Genomic DNA, 18,705 nt, shown 5'->3' on the forward strand with positions numbered 1-18,705 from the left:
TCGCGGACTCAGGGGGATTGTCATGCCGGACACGGTGATCGTCGTCGGCGCGGGCCTGGCCGGTCTCGCGTGCGCCCTGCGGCTGCGCGCGGCCGGGGTGAACGTGCGCGTCGTGGACGCGGCGGCCGAGGTGGGCGGCCGGGTGCGCACCGACGTCGTGGACGGCTTCCGGCTGGACCGCGGCTTCCAGGTGTTCAACACCGCCTACCCCGAGGCCGCCCGGGTCCTCGACCTCGGCGCCCTGGACCTGCGCGCGATCCCGTCGGGGGTGATCTCCTTCGACAGGGGACGGCGGGAGCGGCTCATGCTGCCCTGGCGCCACCCGAGCCAGGCGTTCAGCGGGGTGCTGGCCGACGTGGGCACCCCGGTGGACAAGGCCGTCCTGGCCGCGCTGACCACCCGCGACATCGTGATGCCGCCGAGCAGGCTGCGCGCCGGGCGCGAGCGCACCACGCTGGAGGAACTGAAGCACTGGGGCGTCTCGCCCAAGATGGTGGAGAAGCTGCTCCGTCCCTTCCTCGCGGGCGTGGTGCTGGAGCGGGAGCTGGAGACCTCCAGCCGCTTCTTCCACCTGATCTGGCGCTCCTTCGCGCGCGGCACGATCGCGGTGCCCGCGCTCGGCATGGGCGAGATCACCCGCCAGCTCGCCTCCCGCCTTCCCGACGAGGCGGTCACCCTGGAGACCCCGGTCATCGCGGTGACCGAGGAGGGGGTGGAGACGGCCGGGGGTGGCACGATCCCGGCCCGCGCCGTGGTGGTGGCGACCGACCCCGCCATGGCCGCCGCGCTCTGCCCGGGGCTGGAGATCCCGCGGATGCGCTCGGTGACGACCTTCTACCACGCCGCCTCCCGCCCGCCCACGGACGACGCCACCCAGTTCGTGGACGTGCAGGGGGAGATCACCGACACCCTGGTCATCAGCAACACCGCGCCCGCGTACGCCCCGCCGGGCCGCGCGCTGATCTCCACGTCGGTGCTGGGGATGCTCTCCGACGCCGACGAGCCCCGGGTGCGGGAGCGGCTGTCGCAGATCTACGACGCCGACGCCTCGGGCTGGGAGCACCTGGCGACGTACGCCGTCGAGGGGGCGCTGCCCGCGATGACGCCGCCGTTCTCGATGCGCCACCCGGTCCGCCTCGGGCCGGGCCGCTACGTGTGCGGTGACCACCGCGACACCGGCTCGCAGCAGGGCGCCCTGGTCTCCGGGCGAAGGGCTGCGGACGCCGTACTGGCCGAGCAGTGGTGAGCGCGCGGTGGTGAGCGCGGTGCGGTGGTGAGCGCGGGGCTCAGACCAGGCGGGCGGGGAAACCGCCGGTGGCGATCGGGCCCCAGCGCTCCGGGGTGACGCGCAGCAGCGACTTGCCCTGCCGGGTCATGGCCTCGCGGTACTCCGCCCAGTCGGGGTGCTCGCCGGAGATCGACCGGTAGTACTCGACCAGCGGTTCGAGCGCCTCGGGCAGGTCGAGGATCTCGGCCGTGCCGTCCACCTGCACCCACGGGCCGTCGAAGTCGTCCGACAGGACCACGACGCTCACCCGGGGGTCGCGGCGCACGTTCAGGACCTTGGCGCGCTCAGGGTAGGTGGACACCACGACGCGGCCCTCGGCGTCGAGACCGCAGGTCACCGGGGACGCCTGCGGCCTGCCGTCGCGCCGTGACGTGATGACCAGCGCGCGGTGGCGGTCGCGGAGGAACTCCAGCAGGCGGTCACGGGAGACGACGTCGTTCGTGGCGATCCTGGGGCTCATGTTCCCACTGTACGTGGGTGGGACGAACCCGTATTCACGCCCCAACGAATGGAAAATAGCTATCTTTCTTGGGAGATATGTGGTCAAGAGTGTTCTAATGGGGCATTTGTCATCAAATTTCAGGGAATTGATCTCCAATACAGCACATGAGTGGTTCGGGACCCCTCCGGGTCCGGATGGCTCATCCGCCCGAACAAGGAGATAACCGTGAAGCAGAAGTCTCTTCTGGCATCGGCACTGACCGTGCTCGCGCTGACCGCCGCCCCCGTCGCCGCCGAGGCCGGGACCGGCGCCTTCGCCCGCACGCTCTCGCCGACGCCGGTTCCCACGGACATGACCTCCCCGCCGATGGAGAGCCCCTCGCCCACGGATTCCGTCATGCCCACGGACGGCGCCTCGCCGTCGGCGGGCGCAGCGGGCGAACCGTTCGGCCCCGCCTGCGCGTCCCTGCCCACCAGCGGGCCGGGCAGCCCGGCCGAGATGGCCACCCAGCCGGTCGCCACCGCGGCCGCGTCCAACCCCGAACTGTCCACGCTCTCGCAGGCGATCGAGCAGGCCGGCCTGACCGAGACGCTCAACTCCGCCAAGGACATCACGGTCTTCGCGCCCACCAACGACGCGTTCGACAAGATTCCGAAGGACACGCTCGACAAGGTCCTGGCCGACAAGGAGCAGCTCACCAAGCTCCTGACCTACCACGTCGTCGAAGGGAAGAAGACCCAGCAGGACCTCGCCGACGGCGAGCTGACCACCATGCAGGGCGGCACGCTCGCCGTCCAGGGATCCGGTCAGGAGTACACGGTCAACGACGCCAAGATCGTCTGTGGCAACGTCCAGACCTCCAACGCCGTCGTCTACCTGGTGGACACGGTGCTCATGCCCAAGTGACCACGACGTCCGAGGCGGCCGCGGCCTGACCGGCCGGGCCGCGACGCCGGCCGGATCCCGATCCGACCGGCCGGGCCCGCGATCCGACGGAGGGGTGCCCACGGGAGGCGCCCCTCACCCATGTCCGCCGCCCTCCCCGGCCGTTCCCGATCCCGCCCGCCCCCTCCGCTCCCTCCGTCCCACCCGTCCTGCACCCCGATGCCGCCGTTCCCGCCCAGCTCATGCCCGCGACCCCGGCCCACGCTCCGGCGGGCGGGGACTATCGCGCCGATCATGGGGTAACTGGGGCGGGACACGGAAGGCGGAGGCATGAGCATCAAGGACAGGTTCGGGCCGCGGGCGCGGCGGCTGCGGACGGTTGCCCGCAAGGTCTTCGGCTGGAAGGAACTGCGTCCCGGCCAGCTCGACGCCATGCGTCACCTGCTCGACGGCGGTGACGCCCTCGTCGTCATGCCCACCGGCAGCGGCAAGTCGGCCGTCTACCAGGTGCCCGCGCTGCTGCTCGACGGCCCGACCGTGGTCGTGTCACCGCTGATCGCCCTGCAGCGCGACCAGGTCGCCGGGCTGGCCGAGACCGACGCCGGGGGAGCGGTCGCGGTCAACTCCGCCCAGTCCGGGGCGGACGCCTCGCTGGAGGAGGTACGCGCCGGGACCACCGAGTTCGTCTTCCTCTCGCCCGAGCAACTCGCCAAGCCCGAGACGGTCGACCGGCTGCGCGCCGCGCGTCCCTCGCTGATCGCCATCGACGAGGCGCACTGCGTGTCGGCGTGGGGTCACGACTTCCGGCCCGACTACCTGCGGCTGGGACAGGTCATCGAGCGGCTCGGCCACCCCCCGGTGGTGGCGCTGACCGCCACGGCCACCCCCTCGGTGCGCGAGGAGATCGTCGCCGCGCTCGGCCTGAGGAACGTCCGCCAGATCGTGCGGGGCTTCGACCGTCCCAACATCGACCTGGAGGTGCGGCGCTTCATCACCCAGGAGGACCTGCGCAGGGCGCTGGTGGAGGACGCCGCCTCCCGCGAGGGCCTCGGTCTCGTCTACGTGGCCACCCGCAAGGCCGCCGAGGAGTACGCCGCCGCGCTGCGCGAGGCCGGTCGCAGGGCCGAGCCGTACCACGCGGGCATGAAGGCGGCCGAGCGCCACCGGATCCACGAGATGTTCCGCGACGACGAGCTGGACGTGGTCGTGGCCACGTCGGCGTTCGGCATGGGCATCGACAAGCCGGACGTGCGGTTCGTGCTGCACGCCTCCCCGCCGGAGTCGCCGGACTCCTACTACCAGGAGATCGGCCGCGCCGGACGGGACGGGGAACCGGCCGCCGCGGTGCTGTTCTACCGCCCGGAGGACCTCGGGCTGCGCAGGTTCTTCGCCGGGGGACGCGCCGACGAGGAGCTGCTGCTGCGGATCGCCACGCTGGTGAGCGAGCACGGCGGCACCGTGCCCACCGATGAGCTGCGGAGCGTGCTCGACATCGGCGCCACCCGGCTGACCCGGGCGGTCAACCTGCTGGAACGGGCGGGCAGCGTCCAGGTCACCCGCAAGGGCGACCTGCGCCGGCTGCCCGGCGCGCCCGAGCCCGAGGCGGCCACCGCCCGCGCCGTCGAGCTGGACGAGACCCGCCGCCGCATCGACGACTCGCGGATCGACATGATGCGCGGGTACGCCGAGACGACCGGCTGCCGGCGCCGGTTCCTGCTGGAGTACTTCGGCGAGCCGCGCGACCGTACCTGTGACGCCTGCGACACCTGCCGGGCGGGCCTTCCCGAGGAGACCGAGGCCGAGGCCGAGGGGCCGTTCGCGATGCACGCCCGGGTGCGGCACAGCGCCTGGGGTGCGGGAATGGTGATGAGCAGGGAGAGCGACCGGATCACCGTGCTGTTCGACGAGGTCGGCTACAAGACGCTCTCGCTGGAGGCCGTCGAGCGCGAGGACCTGCTCGTCGCCGGGTGACCGGCCCGGCCTCGCCCGCCGGTCCCGCTCCAAGCGCCCCGGCCTCGTCCGTCCGCGGTCCCGCTCCGTGCGTCCCCGGCCGGTCCGGTTCCGCCCCGGCCGCGGAGTGTCAGCCCTCGGTCTTGCGGCCGATCCCGCCCATCGACCAGGTCCTGTCGCGGCCCTGCGTGGTGAGCGGGTTGTCGGGGCGCCAGTGACGGATGTAGACCAGGCCCGGCTCGACGAGCTCCAGCCCGTCGAAGAAACGCAGGACCTGGTCGCTGGTGCGCGAGGCGTCCTCGTGGCGGCCGAGGACCTGCCGGTAGATGTCGACCAGCGGGCCGGCCGCCTCCGGGCGCGTGTCGAAGACGACGTGGCCGATGGCGAAGTGGCTGCCGACCGGCACGGCCTCGCGCAGGACGGCCACGTTCTTGTGGGGGTCGTCCTCGTCGGGGATGAACTGCAGGGCCGACAGGATCAGGACGGCCACCGGCTCCTCCAGATCGATCAGGCTCCGCAGCCCGGGGTCGGTGAGCAGCTCCCGGGGGTGCAGCACGTCGCCCTCGACGACGGTGGTGCGCGCGTCGGTGGCGAGCATGGCGCGGGCGTGGGAGAGCACGACCGGGTCGGTGGCGACGTAGGCCACCCGGGTCTCCGGCGCGATCTCCTGGGCCACCTGGTGGACGTTCCTGCGGGTGGGCAGCCCCGACCCGAGGACGACGAACTGCCTCATGTCCTGCCCGACGAGGTAGCGCACCACCCGGCCCAGGAAGGCGTACGACTCCTGGGCCATGGTCCTGATCTCCGGTGCGACGGCGAGCACCCGCTCGGCCGCCTCGCGGTCGGCGGCGAAGTTGTCCTTGCCGCCGAGGAAGTAGTCGGCCATCCGGGCGGCGTTGGGCGCGCTGGTGTTCAGGGCCGCGGGCCCCGGCCGCCGAACCGCGTCGCTCATACGTCGTCCCTCCGTTACCTGTGACACTAAAGAACCGCACGGCCGGTGAAGAGATGTCAAGCCCCGTGCCGGGACCCGTCCCCTGCCCGCACGCGGTGCGGACTACTCCTTGACACCGACCCCGCCGACCGTCCAGATGGACTCCGTAGAGTGGAGCGCGGCCCGGTCCGGCCGCCACTCGGGGATGTAGACCAGGCCCGGCTCGACGAGCCGCAGCCCGTCGAAGAAGCACTCCACCTCCGCCCTGGTGCGCAGGTTGGCCCGGTACGGGCCGGTGATCGACCCGCGCTCCTGGTAGAGGGCGGCCAGCCTGGCCGTCGTCTCCGGGCGCAGGTCCGAGACCGCGTGCGAGACGGCCAGATGGCTGCCGGGCGTCATGGCCTTCTGCAGGGCGGCCACCACCTGGGCGGCCTCGAGGTCGTCCGGGAGGTGGCTCAGCACCGACAGCAGCAGGAAGGCCACGGGCCTGTCCAGGTCGATCGTGCCGGTGAGGCCGGGATGCGCCAGCAGCCCTTCGGGGTCGCGCAGGTCCGCCTCGACGACCGTGGCCGCGTCGCCCTCCTTCAGCACGGCCTGGGTGTGCACGACCACCATCGGGTCGTTGTCGACGTAGACGACCCGCGCGTCGGGCACGAGGTCGCGCAGGACCTGGTGCGTGCCGCCCGGCATCGGCAGGCCGCAGCCGATGTCGACGAACTGGCGGATGCCGGCCCCGGCGAGGAACCGTACGACGCGGCCGAGGAACGCGCGGCCCTCCCTCGCCATGGCGGGGAGCTCGGGGGCCAGCGACAACGCGATCTGCGCGACCTCGCGGTCGGCGGCGAAGTTGTCCTTGCCGCCCAGGTAGTAGTCGGCCATCCGGCTCGTGTTCGGGGTCGCGGGATCGAACCTGAGGCGTTCGGGCTGTGGCGACGCCATCATGTCCTCCGTCCAGCGATACGGCCTGCAGCGGACATTATCGGCCTTTCACCCGCAGCGTGACCTCTTTTCTGTCGGTCTTCCTCCATCTGTACCGTGAAATGTCATATCTCTCGTCACCGGGCCGCCCGCCCGTCACCGGCGGCGTACCCGCCGGGCACGGTCAGTGGCAGGACTCCCGGTGCCGCCCGTTCCCCGGGGGCAGCGCGAAGGCCGCCCACACCGCCTTGCCGCGGTCCTCCAGCGGAGCCCATCCCCAGGTCTGGCTGACACCGTCGATCAACTGGAGCCCCCGGCCGCACTCGGCCTCGTAGTCGGGTTCGCGCAGGCGCGGGCCCTGGTCGCTGGGGTCGGTGACCGCGCAGAGCATCGCGTGCTCGGTGTGGCAGAGGATGACCTTGACCTCGGGGAGGGGGAGGGCGTGCAGGACCCCCAGCGTACCGTGGCGCAGCGCGTTGGTCACCAGCTCGGAGACCACGACACCCGTGTCGTCGATCAGCGGCTCCAGCTCCCAGGCGCGCAGGGAGCGGACGGCGAACTCGCGGGCGGTCCGCGCCGCGCGCGGGTCGTGGCGCAGGCTGCGCACGGCCATCTGCATCTGGCCGGCGTGGCCCTCACCGTCGGACCAGAAGGGCAGGCCGCCCGGGGGGAGCACGTGATCGAGCATCGACAACCACCGTTCCCACCCTCCGATCCGGGATCGGACGGGTGTGGCTTCGTGTCTTCGGTAACCAGTCATCGGAGACCTTGGGGAGGTGGGTGATCGAGGGCGAGAGATCCTTTAGCCATCTTGCACGCCGTTATGTGCATAGGCAAGTACAGATGCACGTGCATCTGCACAAAAGCCCTATGCTCATCATGTTATGACCCTCCCTGATCGGTGAGAGGCGAGGATGAACCAGCCGTACAACGGCATGTCGGCCGCCCGGATGGACGGCGTCGTATGGCGCAAGAGCCACTTCAGCAACCCGAGCGGCAACTGCGTGGAACTCGCGGAGCTTCCCGACGGCAGGGTCGCGATGCGCAACTCCCGCGACCCCGAGGGGCCGGCGCTCGTCTACAGCCGCCGCGAGACGGACGCCTTCGTCCGCGCGGTGAAGGGCGGGGAGTTCGACGACCTGATCACCTGACCGGCGGGGGACATGGTTGAAGAATGAACTCATCTATGGTCTGTGCGGCACGCGCGGAGTACCGTGAAGGATCGCGATCGCCGTGAACGATGGGCGACGGTTCGTATCCGCGCCCGAAGGACTGCAGATGACCACACCTCACGCCGCCGGCAGGCCGGCCGGGCCCCGCCCGATGACCGCGCCGAGGGACAGCTCCACCGTGCTGCGGATCGTTCTGGGCGCGCAGCTGCGCCGCCTGCGGGAACAGCGCGGCATCACGCTGGAGGACGCCGGGTACGCCATCCGCGCCTCGCACTCGAAGGTCAGCCGCATGGAGCTCGGCAGGGTCGGCTTCCGGCTCAGGGACGTGGCCGACCTGCTCACCCTGTACGGGGTGACCGACGAGGCCGAGCGCGAGCCGCTGCTCTCCCTGGTGGAGAAGGCCAACCTCGCCGGCTGGTGGCACAACTACGGTGACGTGCTGCCCGCCTGGTTCGAGACGTACGTGGGCCTGGAGGAGGCGGCCACCGGCATCCGGAACTACGAGGTCCAGTTCGTGCCGGGCCTGCTGCAGAGCGAGGGGTACGCGCGGGCCGTCGTCCAGCTCGGCTTCTCCTCCGCCTCCCCGGCCGAGGTCGACCGGCGGGTACGGCTGCGCCTGGCGCGCCAGCGGCTCCTGCGCCGCCCCGACCCGCCCCACCTGTGGGCCGTGCTGGACGAGGCCGTGCTGCGCCGCCCGCTCGGCGGGGCCGAGGCGATGTGCGAGCAGATCGACCACATCCTGCGGGCGATCGAGCTGCCCAACGTGACCGTCCAGGTCGTGCCCTTCAGCGTCGGCGGCCACGCCGCGGCGGGCGGGCCCTTCAGCATCCTGCGGTTCTCCCAGCCCGACCTGCCCGACGTGGTCTACATGGAGCAGCTCACCAGCGCCGTCTACCTGGAGAAGCGCGACGACGTCGACCGCTACCTGGAGGTCATGGAGCGGCTGTGCATCGAGGCCGAGCCGGTCACGCGCACCCGGGAGATCCTGCTGGGCATCCGCGAGGACTACCGGCGCTCCCTGTGAGGACGCCCCCTCACCGGCCCTGACGGGCGCGGTGCCCCCGGTGTACCGGGTGATCGCGAAGGCTCCCGGCGAGTCCGGCCGCAACCGGCCGGGGGAGCCGTACGAAGATGAATGAATGAGATGTCTCGTGACCGGCGCGGCCGGGTACATCGGGGGGCGGCTGGTCCCCGAACTGCTGGACGCGGGTCATGAGGTCCGCTGCATGGTGCGCTCGTCCGGCCGCGTACGCGACCAGCCGTGGGCTTCCCGGGTCGAGGTCGCCGAGGCCGACGCGACCGACGCCGCGCAGGCGGACAGGGCCCTCGACGGCGTCGACGTGGCCTACTACCTGATCCACACCATGGGCGGCGGCAGGGACTTCGCCGCGGCCGACCGCGAGGCGGCCACCACCTTCGCCGCCGCGTGCGAGCGGGCCGGGATCCGCCGCGTCGTCTACCTCGGCGGCCTGGCGCCCGACGGGAAGCTCTCGCCGCACATGAGCTCCCGTACCGAGGTGGGGCAGATCTTCCTGGACGGCGCGGTGCCCGCGGTGGTGCTGCGGGCGGCGATGATCATCGGTTCCGGGTCCGCCTCGTTCGAGATGCTGCGCTACCTCACCGAGCGGCTGCCGGTGATGACCACGCCGCGCTGGGTCTCCACCAGGACCCAGCCCATCGCCATCCGCGACGTGCTGCGCTACCTGGTGGCCTGGGCGAGCGTGCCCGGGGAGGTGAACCGCTCCTTCGACATCGGCGGCCCGGACGTGCTGACCTACGCCGACATGATGCGCGTCTACGCCGACGTCGCCGGGCTGACCCGCCGTCTGATCATCCCGGTCCCGCTGCTCAGCCCGGGCCTGTCCAGCCACTGGGTGGGGCTGGTCACCCCGGTCCCGGCCGGGCTCGCCCGCCCGCTGGTGGAGTCGCTGCGCAACGAGGCGGTCTGCGGCGAGCACGACGTCGCCCGGTACGTCCCCGACCCGCCCGAGGGCCTGATCGGGCTGAGGCGCGCGGTCGAGCTGGCCCTGAAGAAGATCAAGGAGGCCGAGGTGGCCACCCGCTGGTCCTCGGCCTCCACCCCGGGCGCGCCCAGCGACCCGCTGCCCACCGACCCCGGCTGGGCGGGCGGCAGCCTCTACCTGGACGCGCGCGCCCGCCGGGTCAACGCCTCCCCGCAGCAGCTCTGGGAGGTCGTCGAGGCGATCGGAGGCGAGGCCGGCTGGTACTCCCTGCCCATCGCCTGGCACCTGCGCGGCCTCATGGACCGCGCGGTCGGCGGGGTGGGGCTGCGCAGGGGACGCCGCGACCCCCGGCGCCTGCGGGTGGGCGACTCGGTCGACTTCTGGCGGGTCGAGGAGGTCCGGCCGGGCCGCCTGCTGCGGCTGCGCGCGGAGATGCGGCTGCCCGGCCTGGCCTGGCTGGAGCTGCGGGTGCTCGAGCACGAGGGAGCGACCGTCTACGGCCAGCGGGCCGTCTTCCATCCCCGCGGCCTGTCCGGGCACCTGTACTGGTGGTCGGTCTCGCCCTTCCACACCCTGATCTTCGGCCGGATGCTGCGCAACGTGGCCGCCGCCGCCGAGCACGGCCCGGTCTCCCCCCGCCCGCCCCGGACCACCGGCGCCGGACCCTCGGGCGATGCGGCCGGAACCGGCCGGCCGGCGGGCACGACCGCGGACACGGCGCCCGGGAGATGAACCCGCGACCGCGGACGCGACGCCCGGCCGCCGAGCCGATGCTCCGCCGGGCCACTGCTCCGCCGACCGTGGCCGGTCGACACGGTGATCGACATGGTCGTGGGCGCGGCGATGTACCGCATGCTCATCGCCCCCGCCTCGTCGCGGGACCCCGCCGCGACGCGCCGTTACCTGGAGGACGTCGTCCACCAGGCCGAACGGCTGCCGGCACCCCCGGAGCCCCGCCCGTCCGATGCGCCCGGCCCGCCCGGCGCACAAGGCCGTCGCCGTCGCCGTCGTGGCGATCCCGTCGCCGTCACGGCGACGGCGCGGGCGGTCCTCGGCGGGGCGGCCGGGCCGCCGTGACCAGGCCCGTCTCGTAGGCGACGATGACGAGCTGGGCCCGGTCGCGCGCGGCGAGCTTGCCGAGCAGACGGCCCACGTGCGTCTTCACGGTCGCCAGGCTCAGGGTCAGGTGGTCGGCGATCTCGGTGTTGGACAGCCCCCGCGCGATCAGCTCCAGCACGTCGCGCTCCCGGCCGGTGATCCCGTCCAGCCCGTGCGCGGCGGGCCGCGCGGGCTCCGGGCGCCGGCAGAACTCGGCGATGAGCCGGCGCGTCACCGTGGGGGCGAGCAGGGCCTCACCGGAGGCGATCACCCGGATCGCGGCGAGCAGGTCGGCCGGCGGGGTGTCCTTGAGCAGGAAACCGCCGGCCCCGGCCCGCAGCGCCGCGTAGACGTACTCGTCCAGGTCGAACGTGGTGAGCATCAGCACGTGCGCCCCGGGCACGCCCGCCGGGCCGCAGATGCGCCGGGTCGCCTCGATGCCGTCCATCTCCGGCATCCGCACGTCCATCAGCACCACGTCCGGCGACTCGGCGCGGGCCAGCTCCACCGCCTCGGCCCCCGTCCCGGCCTCGCCCACCGCCACCAGGTCGGGCGCGGTGTCCACCAGCAGCCGGAAGCTGCCGCGGACCAGCGCCTGGTCGTCGGCGACGAGCACCCGGATCACGGCGCCTCCCCGTACGGTATGCGGGCGAGGACGCCGAAGCCGCCCCTCGGGCGGCGCCCGGCGGTGAAGCTCCCGCCGTACACGGCCACCCGCTCGCGCATCCCGATCAGCCCGTGCCCGGGACCGGCGGGCGGCACCGGCCCGCCCGGGCCGTCGTCGACGACCTCGATCGCGACCTCGTCCCCGGCCTCGCCGCGCGACGTCGTGACCGAGACCCGGCACCGGGCCGGGGCGGCGTGCCGGACGACGTTGGTCAGCGCCTCCTGGACTATCCGGTAGACCGACAGCTCCACCCCCTCGGGCAGCCCGCGGGCCCGCACGTCCAGCTCCACCCGGACCCCGGCCGTCTCCGCGCGGCCGGCCAGGGCGGTCAGATCCGCCAGGCCGGGGGAGGGGAGAAGGTCGGGTGCGGCGTCGAGGTCGGAGCGGAGCACGCCCAGCAGGCGGCGCATCTCGGTCAGCGCGCTCCGGCTGGTGGTCTCGATGACGCGCAGCGCGTCCGCGGCCTCCTCCGGGCGGGCCGCGGCGACGTGGTTGGCGATGCCCGCCTTGACGGCGATCAGGCTCATGCTGTGCGCCACCACGTCGTGCAGCTCGCGGGCGATCCTGAGCCGCTCCTCGGCGACCGCCCGGCCGGCCAGCTGCTCGGCCGACCGCGCCGCGTGGGCACGCCGCTCGCGCACGGCGCGGCCGGCGATCCAGGCGCCGCCCAGGAGCACCACCCCTCCCAGCAGCAGGCCGGGCAGACGCGCCGCCGGAGCCGGGCCGGGGGTGCCCACCGCCGAGAGCAGCAGGACGGCCACCGCGCCGCAGGCGCCGATCGCGAGGGTGGGGTCCCGGCGGAGCCGCGGCCGGGTGAGCGCCACGATGTAGGCCGCGAAGGCCGCCGCCACGAAGCCGTCGTGCGTCAGGTCGAGGACGACGCAGGTCAGGGAGGCCGTGAGGACGACGCAGAAGACGGTGAGCGGCCACAGCCTCCGCACCGCCAGCGGCAGCGTGAACGCCGCCAGCGCCGGGACCCAGACCCACGCGGGCACGGACGGGTCCGGGGGCCCGCCGTTGATCAGCAGCAGGACGGCCGCGTACCCGGCGGCGGCGAGGGCGTCGAGGCGGACGAGCCGCTTCCGGCTCCAGCGGCGCAGGAAGAGCGAGTCGCCCACGGTGAGGTCCACGGTGGAACCGTATCCTCCGGGCTCGCGTTCCCACCTCCACCCGCGGGACGTCATCCTCCGGGCCGATCCCCACTCAACTTACTTTGTAAAGGCGGGTGCCCGGGTTCATATGATCACGAAGGAGCAGGAGTCACCCGAGGGTACGGGCCAGGTGGTCGGCCAGGCCGGTGGAGGCGGCCTGGACCATCCGCAGCACCTCGGCGAAGTCCTCGCGCTCGCCGTCGTACGGGTCGGGCACCTCGGCGTCCGGCGGGGCCGCGGGGTCGAAGGAGCGGAACAGGCGCACGTCCGCGCCCGCCGGGGCGAGGCGGCGCAGCGTGCTCAGGTTGCGGGCGTCCATGGCCAGCACCAGGTCGATCCGCTCCCACCAGTCGGGCAGGAACTGCCGGGCGCGGTGCTGCGAGCCGTCGTAGCCGTGGTCGGCGAGCATGGCGGCCGCCCGCGCGTCCATCGGGCCGCCGCTGTGCCAGTCGCCGGTGCCCGCGCTGTCGACCGTGACGAGATCCCCCAGCCCGTGGTCGGCCAGGGTCTTCCTCAGCACGATCTCGGCCATGGGGGAGCGGCAGATGTTCCCCAGGCACACCAGGCATATGTGATGACTCATGCCTCAAGGATGCCGCCTGGCGGGGATGCTCCCGCCGGCCGGCCGGACGGGTCCGCGGGCCAGTTCTCCAGCAGCAGGTGCAGGGCTTCCAGGCCCCGTTCCCACGAGGCCCGCACCTCGCGGGAGTGGCCGAACCCGCCGTTGGTCTCCAGGGTGACGTATCCGTGGAAGGTGCTGCGCAGCAGGCGTCCCGCGTCGGTCAGGTCCGGTTCGACCAGCCGGTACGCGCGCAGCATCGCGTACGTGAGCTCGACGTTGCGGGCGTGGGCGGGGGATCCGGCGAGGACGGCGGGGTCCAGCCGGACCTGGGTCGCCGCGTAGCGGCCGGGGTGGGCCAGCGCGTACTCCCGGTACGCGTCGGCGAACGCGACCATGGCCTCCTTCCCCGAGCGGCCGGCGACCGCCGCGGCGATGCGGTCGGCGAGTTCGCCCGCGGCCAGCAGGGCGACGCGTTTCCGCAGGTCCTGGAGGTTGCGGACGTGCGAGTACAGGCTCGCGTCCTTGACCCCGAAACTCCGCGCCAGCGCGGACACGGTGATGTTCTCGAACCCGACGGCGTCCGCCAGGTCGGCGGCCCCCCGCGTCACCCGCTCCGCCGTCAGTCCCGCACGTGCCATGCGTCACCCTAACATTTCCTAGACATCCAAGGTATTTACTTAATGGCTCTAGGGGATGTAGCGTTCCGCGTCGTCGGCGCGCGGGGAGCGCTTGATGCCGGGAAGGGGGCAACACCATGGAGCACGACGGGGGAGCCGACGAACGGTTCGGGGCCGTCGCGGACGCGTTCCGCCGGAACTTCGACGACCACGGCGAGCTGGGCGCGGCCGTCACCGTGTTCGTCGGCGGGCGCAAGGCCGTCGACCTGTGGGGCGGCGTCGCCGACGAGCGCGACGGCCGGCCGTGGGAGCGGGACACGGTCGTCCCGGTCTTCTCCTGCGCCAAGGGCGTCGTCGCCGTCTGCGTGCACCTCCTCGCCCAGCGGGGACTGCTCGACCTGGACGCCCCGGTGAGCCGGTACTGGCCGGAGTTCGCGCGGGGCGGCAAGGAGGCGATCACCTCGCGCATGGTGCTCGGGCACCGCGCCGGGCTCCCCGTCCTGGACCGCGCGCTGAGCTTCGAGGAGATCGTCGGGTGGACACCGGTGATCCGTGCGATCGAGGAGCAGGAGCCGCTGTGGGAGCCGGGAGGCGCCCACGAGTACCACGGGCACGTCTTCGGCTTCCTCCTGGGCGAGGTGATCCGGCGGATCACCGGCCTCACCCCGGGCGCGTACTTCCGCGAGGCCGTCGGTGACGAGCTGGGCCTGAGAACCTGGATCGGCCTGCCGCGGGACGAGGCCGGAAGCCTGGCCCGGCTCGTCGAGGCCGAAGGGCGCCCCGCCATGCCCGGCCCGGAGACGCTGATCATGCGCACGGTGACGATGAACGGGGCACTCGTCTTCCCGGGCCTGGACGAGCCGCACGGCTGGAACGACCCCGCGATGCTCGGCGCGGAGTTCCCCGGGGCCGGTGCGGTCTCCTCGGCGGGCGGCCTGGCCGCGCTGTACGCCGCGGCCGCGACCGGGGTCGGCGGAGCGGAGCGGCTCCTCACCCCGGACACCGTCACCGACGCCGTACGGGAGCTGTCGGCCGGGACGTCGTGGTCGGGATTCCCGGACCTGGGCGCCCGGTGGGGATCGGGATTCCTGCTCGACGCGCCCGGGTTCCGGCCGATGCTCGGCCGTCGCAGCTTCGGCAACGACGGCGCGGGCGGCCAGTTCGCCTTCGGCGACGACGAGTACGGCGTCGGCTTCGGCTATGTCGCCAACCGGATGATCGGCCACGGCGACGGCCGGGCCGCACGGCTCGTCGCGGCGCTGCGGGAGTGCCTGGCGGAGCGGTGAACCATGGGCCGGTCCAATGGCGTCACGGGAGTGCCCGTGAGCCGCGCACCGGCCGGAACGCCGGTCCGCCGGTGCCAGGGGAGTCCCCGACGGGCCGGTGAACCGCGCGTCGGCCGGTGCGGTCCACGGGGGCCGCGGGGGCAGGGCTAGCATGTCGCCCGATGGAACGGCGTCGGGAGGGGCGGGGCGTTGAAGGATCTCGGAGAGGAGCTCCGCGCCTTCTGGCGGGAGCGTCACCTGTGCACGCTGAGCACCGTGCGCGCCGACGGCACGCCGCACGTCGTCCCGGTGGGGGTGACGCTGGACGCCGACTCCGGGATCGCCAGGGTGATCACGTCGGGCGGGTCGCACAAGGTCCGGCACGTGCTGGCGGCGGGTGAGGAGGGCGCGGCCGTCGCGGTCTGCCAGGTGGACGGGCGGCGCTGGTCGACGCTGGAGGGACGGGCTGTGATCCGTACCGACCCGGAGTCGGTCGCGGACGCCGAGCGTCGCTATGCCGAGCGTTACCAGGTGCCGAGGGAGAACCCCGCCCGCGTGGTGGTGGAGATCCACCTCACCCGGGTGCTGGGCAATGTCTGACCCGGTGGCCGATCCTGCGACCGGCCACACGACCGGCCACACGACCGACCCCGTGACCGGTCCCGCGGCCGGCCCGGTGACCGTGGTCGGGATCGGGGCGGACGGATGGGCCGGCCTGCCGGAGGCGGCGCGGCGGGAGCTGCACGCCGCAGAGGTGCTGATGGGCGGCGCGCGGCAGCTCGCGCTCGTTCCCGAATCCGGTGCCGAGCGGGTGACGTGGCCCTCGCCGCTGCTTCCGGCGCTGCCCGGCCTGATCGCCTCCCATCGGGACCGCAGGATCTGCGTGCTGGCCAGCGGCGACCCCATGTTCCACGGGATCGGCACGACCCTGGTACGGCTGCTCGGCACCGGCCGGGTCCGGGTGCTGCCGCACCCGTCGTCGGCCTCGCTGGCCTGTGCCCGGCTGGGCTGGGCGCTCGACCGGGTCGAGGTGGTCAGCCTGGTGGCGCGCCCGGCCGAGGTGCTGCACCCCGCCGTCCACGACGGCCGGCGCGTCCTGGTCCTGGGCGCCGACGGGCGCACCCCGGCCACGGTCGCCGCCCTGCTCGTCGCCCGCGGGTACGGGGCCAGCTCGGTGACGGTCCTGGAGCGGCTCGGCGCCGCCGAGGAGCGGATGGTCACCGGCACGGCCGCCGGATGGTCCCTGCCGGCGGCCCACGACCTCAACGTGGTGGCCGTGGAGTGCCGGGCCGGCACCGGGACGGTGGCGCTGCCGAGGTTGCCGGGCCTGCCGGACGAGGCGTTCGAGCACGACGGCCAGCTCACCAAGCGGGAGGTGCGCGCGGTCACCCTCTCCCGGCTGGCACCGGTCCCCGGTGAGCTGCTCTGGGACGTCGGCGCGGGTGCGGGCAGCATCGGCGTGGAGTGGATGCGCGCGCACCCCGACAACCGCGCCGTCGCGGTGGAGTCCCGCCCCGACCGTGCGGCGGCGATCGCCCGCAACGCCGCGGCGCTGGGCGTTCCCGGCCTGGTGGTGGTGACCGGCGCCGCCCCCGCGGCGCTGGCCGGCCTGCAGCGGCCCGACGCCGTCTTCATCGGCGGCGGGGTGACCCTGCCGGGAGTGGTGGAGGCGTGCTGGGAGGCGCTGCGGCCGGGGGGAAGGCTGGTGGCCAACGCGGTGACCGTCGAGTCGGAGGCCGTGCTGGCCTCCCGGCACGGCGAGCTGGGAGGGGAACTGGTGCGGCTGGCGGTCAGCAGGGCCGCCCCGGTGGGAGGGTTCACCGGCTGGCGGCCGATGATGCCGGTCACGATCTGGACGTGCTCGCGGAGTGGGGAAGAGCGATGACGGTGCGTTTCATCGGTGCCGGGCCCGGTGCCGCGGACCTGGTCACCGTACGGGGACAGCGGGCCATCGAGGCCGCGCCGGTCTGCCTGTACGCCGGGTCGCTGGTCCCCCGGGAGCTGCTGGAGTCCTGCCCGCCGGGCGCGCGGCTGGTCGACACGGCGAGGATGGCGCTGGGGGAGATCGTCGCGGAGATGGTCGCCGCGCACCGGGCCGGGCATGACGTGGCCCGGCTGCACTCCGGCGACCCGTCGGTGTTCAGCGCGATGGCCGAGCAGATGCGGCGGCTGGACGCCGAGGGGGTGCCGTACGAGGTGGTGCCCGGGGTTCCCGCGTTCGCCGCGGCCGCGGCGTCGCTGCGGCGCGAGCTCACCGTGCCCGGGGTGGGGCAGACGATCGTGCTGACCCGCACGTCGGTGCGGGCCACCCCGATGCCCGAGGGGGAGGATCTCGGCACGCTGGGCCGGAGCCGGGCCACGATGGTGCTGCACCTCGCGGTGCAGCGGATCGAGGAGGTGGCGGCCGAGCTCGTGCCCAACTACGGCGCCGACTGCCCGGTGGCGGTGGTGGCCAGGGCCAGCCGCGACGACGAGGTGATCCTGCGCGGGACCCTGGACGACATCGCCGAGCAGGTCCGCCGGGCCGGGATCCTGCGGACGGCGGTGATCGTGGTGGGCCGGGTGCTGACCGCCTCGGAGTTCCCCGACAGCCACCTGTACTCGGCCGCGCGCCGCCGTGACTGACCCGTTCCGGGCCGTCCGGCCGCGCGGGCCGTACCGGACGAGATCGGACGGACCATGGCCGCGCGGACGCGGGCCGGAGGGCGGGCGGGTTCAGCCGGCGCGGCCGACGACGGTGCCGGCGCGGTCGATGACCACCACGTCCACGGCCACCGGCGCCTCGCGCAGCACGCCCGCGGCGGTGCGGCGGGCGCCCTCGGCGACCAGGTCGCCCAGCGGCAGGCCCGCGTCCTGGCACAGGTGCAGCGCGTGCAGCGCCGTGTTGGCCTCCAGGACGCGACCGGCCAGGTCCTCGTCCCCGCCCGCGGAGCGCACCAGCCCGGCCAGCATCGCGGGATCGACCTGGGAGCGCCCGGAGTGAAGGTCGAGGTGACCGTCGGCGAGCTTGGAGAGCTTGCCGACGCCCCCGGCGATGGTCAGCCGGGGAACGGGGTGCCGGCGCAGGTACTTCAGCACCGCCCCGGCGAAGTCGCCCATGTCCAGCAGCGCGTCCTCGGGAAGCCCGTACAGCTCGGCCGCGACCCTCTCGGAGGTGCTGCCGGTGCAACCGGCGACGTGGGTACGGCCCGCGGCCCTGGCCACGTCGATGCCGCGGCGGATGCTGTCGATCCAGGCCGAGCACGAGTAGGGCACCACGATCCCGGTCGTGCCGAGGATCGACAGGCCGCCCAGGATGCCCAGGCGCGGGTTCCAGGTCCTCTTCGCCAGCTCCTCGCCGCCCTCCACGGCGATCTCCACGAACACGTCGCCGCTCCCGCCGTGCCGGGCCGCGACCTCGGCCACGTGCTCGCGCATCATCGCGCGGGGGACGGGGTTGATCGCGGGCTCGCCCACCGGCAGCGGCAGGCCGGGCTTGGTGACGGTGCCGACCCCCGGGCCCGCGCCGAAGACCACCCCGGTGCCGGGGGCTCCGTGCCGTACGGTCGAGGAGATCAGCGCGCCGTGCGTCACGTCGGGATCGTCACCGGCGTCCTTGACCACCGCGGCCGTCGCGGCGGCGCCGGTGAGCCCCTCGGTGGCCAGGGCGAAGGACGGGTGCCGCCCACCGGGCAGGGTGATCCGCACCGGGTCGGGGAACTCGCCGGTCAGCAGGGCGGTGTAGGCGGCCGCGGTGGCCGCGGTCGCGCAGGCACCGGTGGTCCAGCCGTGCCGCAGGGAAGTGCTCATGACCCA

The 18,705-nt window shown here is 73.7% G+C and carries 19 protein-coding genes; 10 read left to right on the top strand and 9 right to left on the bottom strand.

Going from position 1 to position 18,705, the window contains the following annotated elements; all coding sequences use genetic code 11:
• The first annotated feature begins 22 nt into the window (after positions 1–22).
• On the top strand, positions 23–1,246 hold the full coding sequence (locus tag ACZ6RT_RS18930) for an NAD(P)/FAD-dependent oxidoreductase (RefSeq protein ID WP_399195567.1): 1,224 nt from the start codon (positions 23–25) through the stop codon (positions 1,244–1,246).
• Between the two features lie 40 nt (positions 1,247–1,286).
• Here ACZ6RT_RS18930 and ACZ6RT_RS18935 read toward each other — a convergent pair whose 3' ends face one another.
• Positions 1,287–1,748 carry a PPOX class F420-dependent oxidoreductase gene (locus ACZ6RT_RS18935; protein ID WP_470155005.1) on the bottom strand — a complete coding sequence of 154 codons (462 nt, stop codon included), beginning with the start codon at positions 1,746–1,748 and terminating at the stop codon, positions 1,287–1,289.
• Between the two features lie 207 nt (positions 1,749–1,955).
• Here ACZ6RT_RS18935 and ACZ6RT_RS18940 point away from each other — a divergent pair, with 207 nt between their 5' ends.
• Positions 1,956–2,636, top strand: coding sequence for a fasciclin domain-containing protein (locus ACZ6RT_RS18940; RefSeq protein ID WP_399195563.1), 681 nt, complete (start codon positions 1,956–1,958; stop codon positions 2,634–2,636).
• A 309-nt stretch (positions 2,637–2,945) separates the two neighbouring features.
• Positions 2,946–4,586 carry a RecQ family ATP-dependent DNA helicase gene (locus ACZ6RT_RS18945; RefSeq protein ID WP_399195561.1) on the top strand — a complete coding sequence of 547 codons (1,641 nt, stop codon included), beginning with the start codon at positions 2,946–2,948 and terminating at the stop codon, positions 4,584–4,586.
• Positions 4,587–4,695: 109 nt separating this feature from the next.
• Here the strand turns inward: ACZ6RT_RS18945 and ACZ6RT_RS18950 are convergent, their stop codons facing one another.
• The 3 genes from ACZ6RT_RS18950 to ACZ6RT_RS18960 form a co-directional block, all read right to left on the bottom strand.
• Positions 4,696–5,517 (bottom strand): SAM-dependent methyltransferase, encoded by an 822-nt coding sequence (locus tag ACZ6RT_RS18950; RefSeq protein WP_470155008.1) that lies wholly within the window; start codon positions 5,515–5,517, stop codon positions 4,696–4,698.
• 102 nt (positions 5,518–5,619) lie between these two features.
• Positions 5,620–6,438, bottom strand: coding sequence for an SAM-dependent methyltransferase (locus tag ACZ6RT_RS18955; RefSeq protein ID WP_399195557.1), 819 nt, complete (start codon positions 6,436–6,438; stop codon positions 5,620–5,622).
• A gap of 160 nt (positions 6,439–6,598) precedes the next feature.
• On the bottom strand, positions 6,599–7,102 hold the full coding sequence (locus ACZ6RT_RS18960) for an ATP-binding protein (protein WP_470155010.1): 504 nt from the start codon (positions 7,100–7,102) through the stop codon (positions 6,599–6,601).
• A gap of 226 nt (positions 7,103–7,328) precedes the next feature.
• Between ACZ6RT_RS18960 and ACZ6RT_RS18965 the strand changes: the two genes are divergently transcribed.
• The 3 genes from ACZ6RT_RS18965 (at position 7,329) to ACZ6RT_RS18975 (ending at position 10,282) form a co-directional block, all read left to right on the top strand.
• Entirely contained in the window at positions 7,329–7,565 is a 237-nt protein-coding gene (locus ACZ6RT_RS18965; protein WP_470155012.1) for a DUF397 domain-containing protein, read from the top strand.
• 127 nt (positions 7,566–7,692) lie between these two features.
• Positions 7,693–8,610, top strand: a complete 918-nt coding sequence (locus ACZ6RT_RS18970) for a helix-turn-helix domain-containing protein (protein ID WP_470155013.1) — start codon at positions 7,693–7,695, stop codon at positions 8,608–8,610.
• Positions 8,611–8,725: 115 nt separating this feature from the next.
• Complete coding sequence (locus tag ACZ6RT_RS18975) at positions 8,726–10,282, top strand: SDR family oxidoreductase (RefSeq protein ID WP_470155015.1); 1,557 nt, start codon at positions 8,726–8,728, stop codon at positions 10,280–10,282.
• Positions 10,283–10,577: 295 nt separating this feature from the next.
• Here the strand turns inward: ACZ6RT_RS18975 and ACZ6RT_RS18980 are convergent, their stop codons facing one another.
• From ACZ6RT_RS18980 to ACZ6RT_RS18995, 4 genes are all read right to left on the bottom strand, one after another.
• Positions 10,578–11,273, bottom strand: a complete 696-nt coding sequence (locus ACZ6RT_RS18980; RefSeq protein WP_470155016.1) for a response regulator — start codon at positions 11,271–11,273, stop codon at positions 10,578–10,580.
• Positions 11,270–12,445, bottom strand: a complete 1,176-nt coding sequence (locus tag ACZ6RT_RS18985; RefSeq protein WP_470155018.1) for a sensor histidine kinase — start codon at positions 12,443–12,445, stop codon at positions 11,270–11,272. Before ACZ6RT_RS18985 ends, ACZ6RT_RS18980 begins: the two co-directional genes overlap by 4 nt.
• A 130-nt stretch (positions 12,446–12,575) precedes the next feature.
• Positions 12,576–13,049, bottom strand: a complete 474-nt coding sequence (locus ACZ6RT_RS18990; RefSeq protein ID WP_470155020.1) for a low molecular weight protein-tyrosine-phosphatase — start codon at positions 13,047–13,049, stop codon at positions 12,576–12,578.
• Positions 13,046–13,666: a TetR/AcrR family transcriptional regulator gene (locus ACZ6RT_RS18995; protein WP_470155022.1), complete on the bottom strand. Its 621-nt coding sequence runs from the start codon at positions 13,664–13,666 to the stop codon at positions 13,046–13,048. The genes ACZ6RT_RS18990 and ACZ6RT_RS18995 overlap by 4 nt, the downstream gene beginning before the upstream one ends.
• Positions 13,667–13,782: 116 nt before the next feature.
• Here ACZ6RT_RS18995 and ACZ6RT_RS19000 point away from each other — a divergent pair, with 116 nt between their 5' ends.
• The 4 genes from ACZ6RT_RS19000 (at position 13,783) to cobM (ending at position 17,535) form a co-directional block, all read left to right on the top strand.
• Entirely contained in the window at positions 13,783–14,931 is a 1,149-nt protein-coding gene (locus tag ACZ6RT_RS19000) for a serine hydrolase domain-containing protein (protein WP_470155023.1), read from the top strand.
• Positions 14,932–15,120: 189 nt separating this feature from the next.
• Positions 15,121–15,510, top strand: coding sequence for a pyridoxamine 5'-phosphate oxidase family protein (locus tag ACZ6RT_RS19005; protein ID WP_470155025.1), 390 nt, complete (start codon positions 15,121–15,123; stop codon positions 15,508–15,510).
• The gene (gene cbiE, locus ACZ6RT_RS19010; RefSeq protein ID WP_470155027.1) at positions 15,503–16,795 is read left to right on the top strand and encodes a precorrin-6y C5,15-methyltransferase (decarboxylating) subunit CbiE; all 1,293 of its coding nucleotides are present in this window, start codon (positions 15,503–15,505) and stop codon (positions 16,793–16,795) included. Before ACZ6RT_RS19005 ends, cbiE begins: the two co-directional genes overlap by 8 nt.
• Positions 16,792–17,535 carry a precorrin-4 C(11)-methyltransferase gene (gene cobM, locus ACZ6RT_RS19015; protein ID WP_399195533.1) on the top strand — a complete coding sequence of 248 codons (744 nt, stop codon included), beginning with the start codon at positions 16,792–16,794 and terminating at the stop codon, positions 17,533–17,535. Before cbiE ends, cobM begins: the two co-directional genes overlap by 4 nt.
• 90 nt (positions 17,536–17,625) lie before the next feature.
• Here the strand turns inward: cobM and ACZ6RT_RS19020 are convergent, their stop codons facing one another.
• Complete coding sequence (locus ACZ6RT_RS19020) at positions 17,626–18,699, bottom strand: cobalt-precorrin-5B (C(1))-methyltransferase (protein ID WP_399195531.1); 1,074 nt, start codon at positions 18,697–18,699, stop codon at positions 17,626–17,628.
• Positions 18,700–18,705 lie beyond the last annotated feature (6 nt).

This window comes from Streptosporangium sp. NPDC050148 (assembly GCF_055586505.1).

What these genes read in the sequence shown, in the direction of transcription:
- cbiE (WP_470155027.1), top strand. Translation starts at nt 15,503, where the DNA reads ATGTCTGACCCGGTGGCCGATCCTGCGACCGGCCACACGACCGGCCAC.
- cobM (WP_399195533.1), top strand. Translation starts at nt 16,792, where the DNA reads ATGACGGTGCGTTTCATCGGTGCCGGGCCCGGTGCCGCGGACCTGGTC.
- ACZ6RT_RS18975 (WP_470155015.1), top strand. Translation starts at nt 8,726, where the DNA reads ATGAGATGTCTCGTGACCGGCGCGGCCGGGTACATCGGGGGGCGGCTG.
- ACZ6RT_RS18945 (WP_399195561.1), top strand. Translation starts at nt 2,946, where the DNA reads ATGAGCATCAAGGACAGGTTCGGGCCGCGGGCGCGGCGGCTGCGGACG.
- ACZ6RT_RS18960 (WP_470155010.1), bottom strand. Translation starts at nt 7,102, where the DNA reads ATGCTCGATCACGTGCTCCCCCCGGGCGGCCTGCCCTTCTGGTCCGAC.
- ACZ6RT_RS19020 (WP_399195531.1), bottom strand. Translation starts at nt 18,699, where the DNA reads ATGAGCACTTCCCTGCGGCACGGCTGGACCACCGGTGCCTGCGCGACC.
- ACZ6RT_RS18950 (WP_470155008.1), bottom strand. Translation starts at nt 5,517, where the DNA reads ATGAGCGACGCGGTTCGGCGGCCGGGGCCCGCGGCCCTGAACACCAGC.
- ACZ6RT_RS19000 (WP_470155023.1), top strand. Translation starts at nt 13,783, where the DNA reads ATGGAGCACGACGGGGGAGCCGACGAACGGTTCGGGGCCGTCGCGGAC.
- ACZ6RT_RS18930 (WP_399195567.1), top strand. Translation starts at nt 23, where the DNA reads ATGCCGGACACGGTGATCGTCGTCGGCGCGGGCCTGGCCGGTCTCGCG.
- ACZ6RT_RS18955 (WP_399195557.1), bottom strand. Translation starts at nt 6,438, where the DNA reads ATGATGGCGTCGCCACAGCCCGAACGCCTCAGGTTCGATCCCGCGACC.
- ACZ6RT_RS18970 (WP_470155013.1), top strand. Translation starts at nt 7,693, where the DNA reads ATGACCACACCTCACGCCGCCGGCAGGCCGGCCGGGCCCCGCCCGATG.
- ACZ6RT_RS18990 (WP_470155020.1), bottom strand. Translation starts at nt 13,049, where the DNA reads ATGAGTCATCACATATGCCTGGTGTGCCTGGGGAACATCTGCCGCTCC.
- ACZ6RT_RS18995 (WP_470155022.1), bottom strand. Translation starts at nt 13,666, where the DNA reads ATGGCACGTGCGGGACTGACGGCGGAGCGGGTGACGCGGGGGGCCGCC.
- ACZ6RT_RS18965 (WP_470155012.1), top strand. Translation starts at nt 7,329, where the DNA reads ATGAACCAGCCGTACAACGGCATGTCGGCCGCCCGGATGGACGGCGTC.
- ACZ6RT_RS18935 (WP_470155005.1), bottom strand. Translation starts at nt 1,748, where the DNA reads ATGAGCCCCAGGATCGCCACGAACGACGTCGTCTCCCGTGACCGCCTG.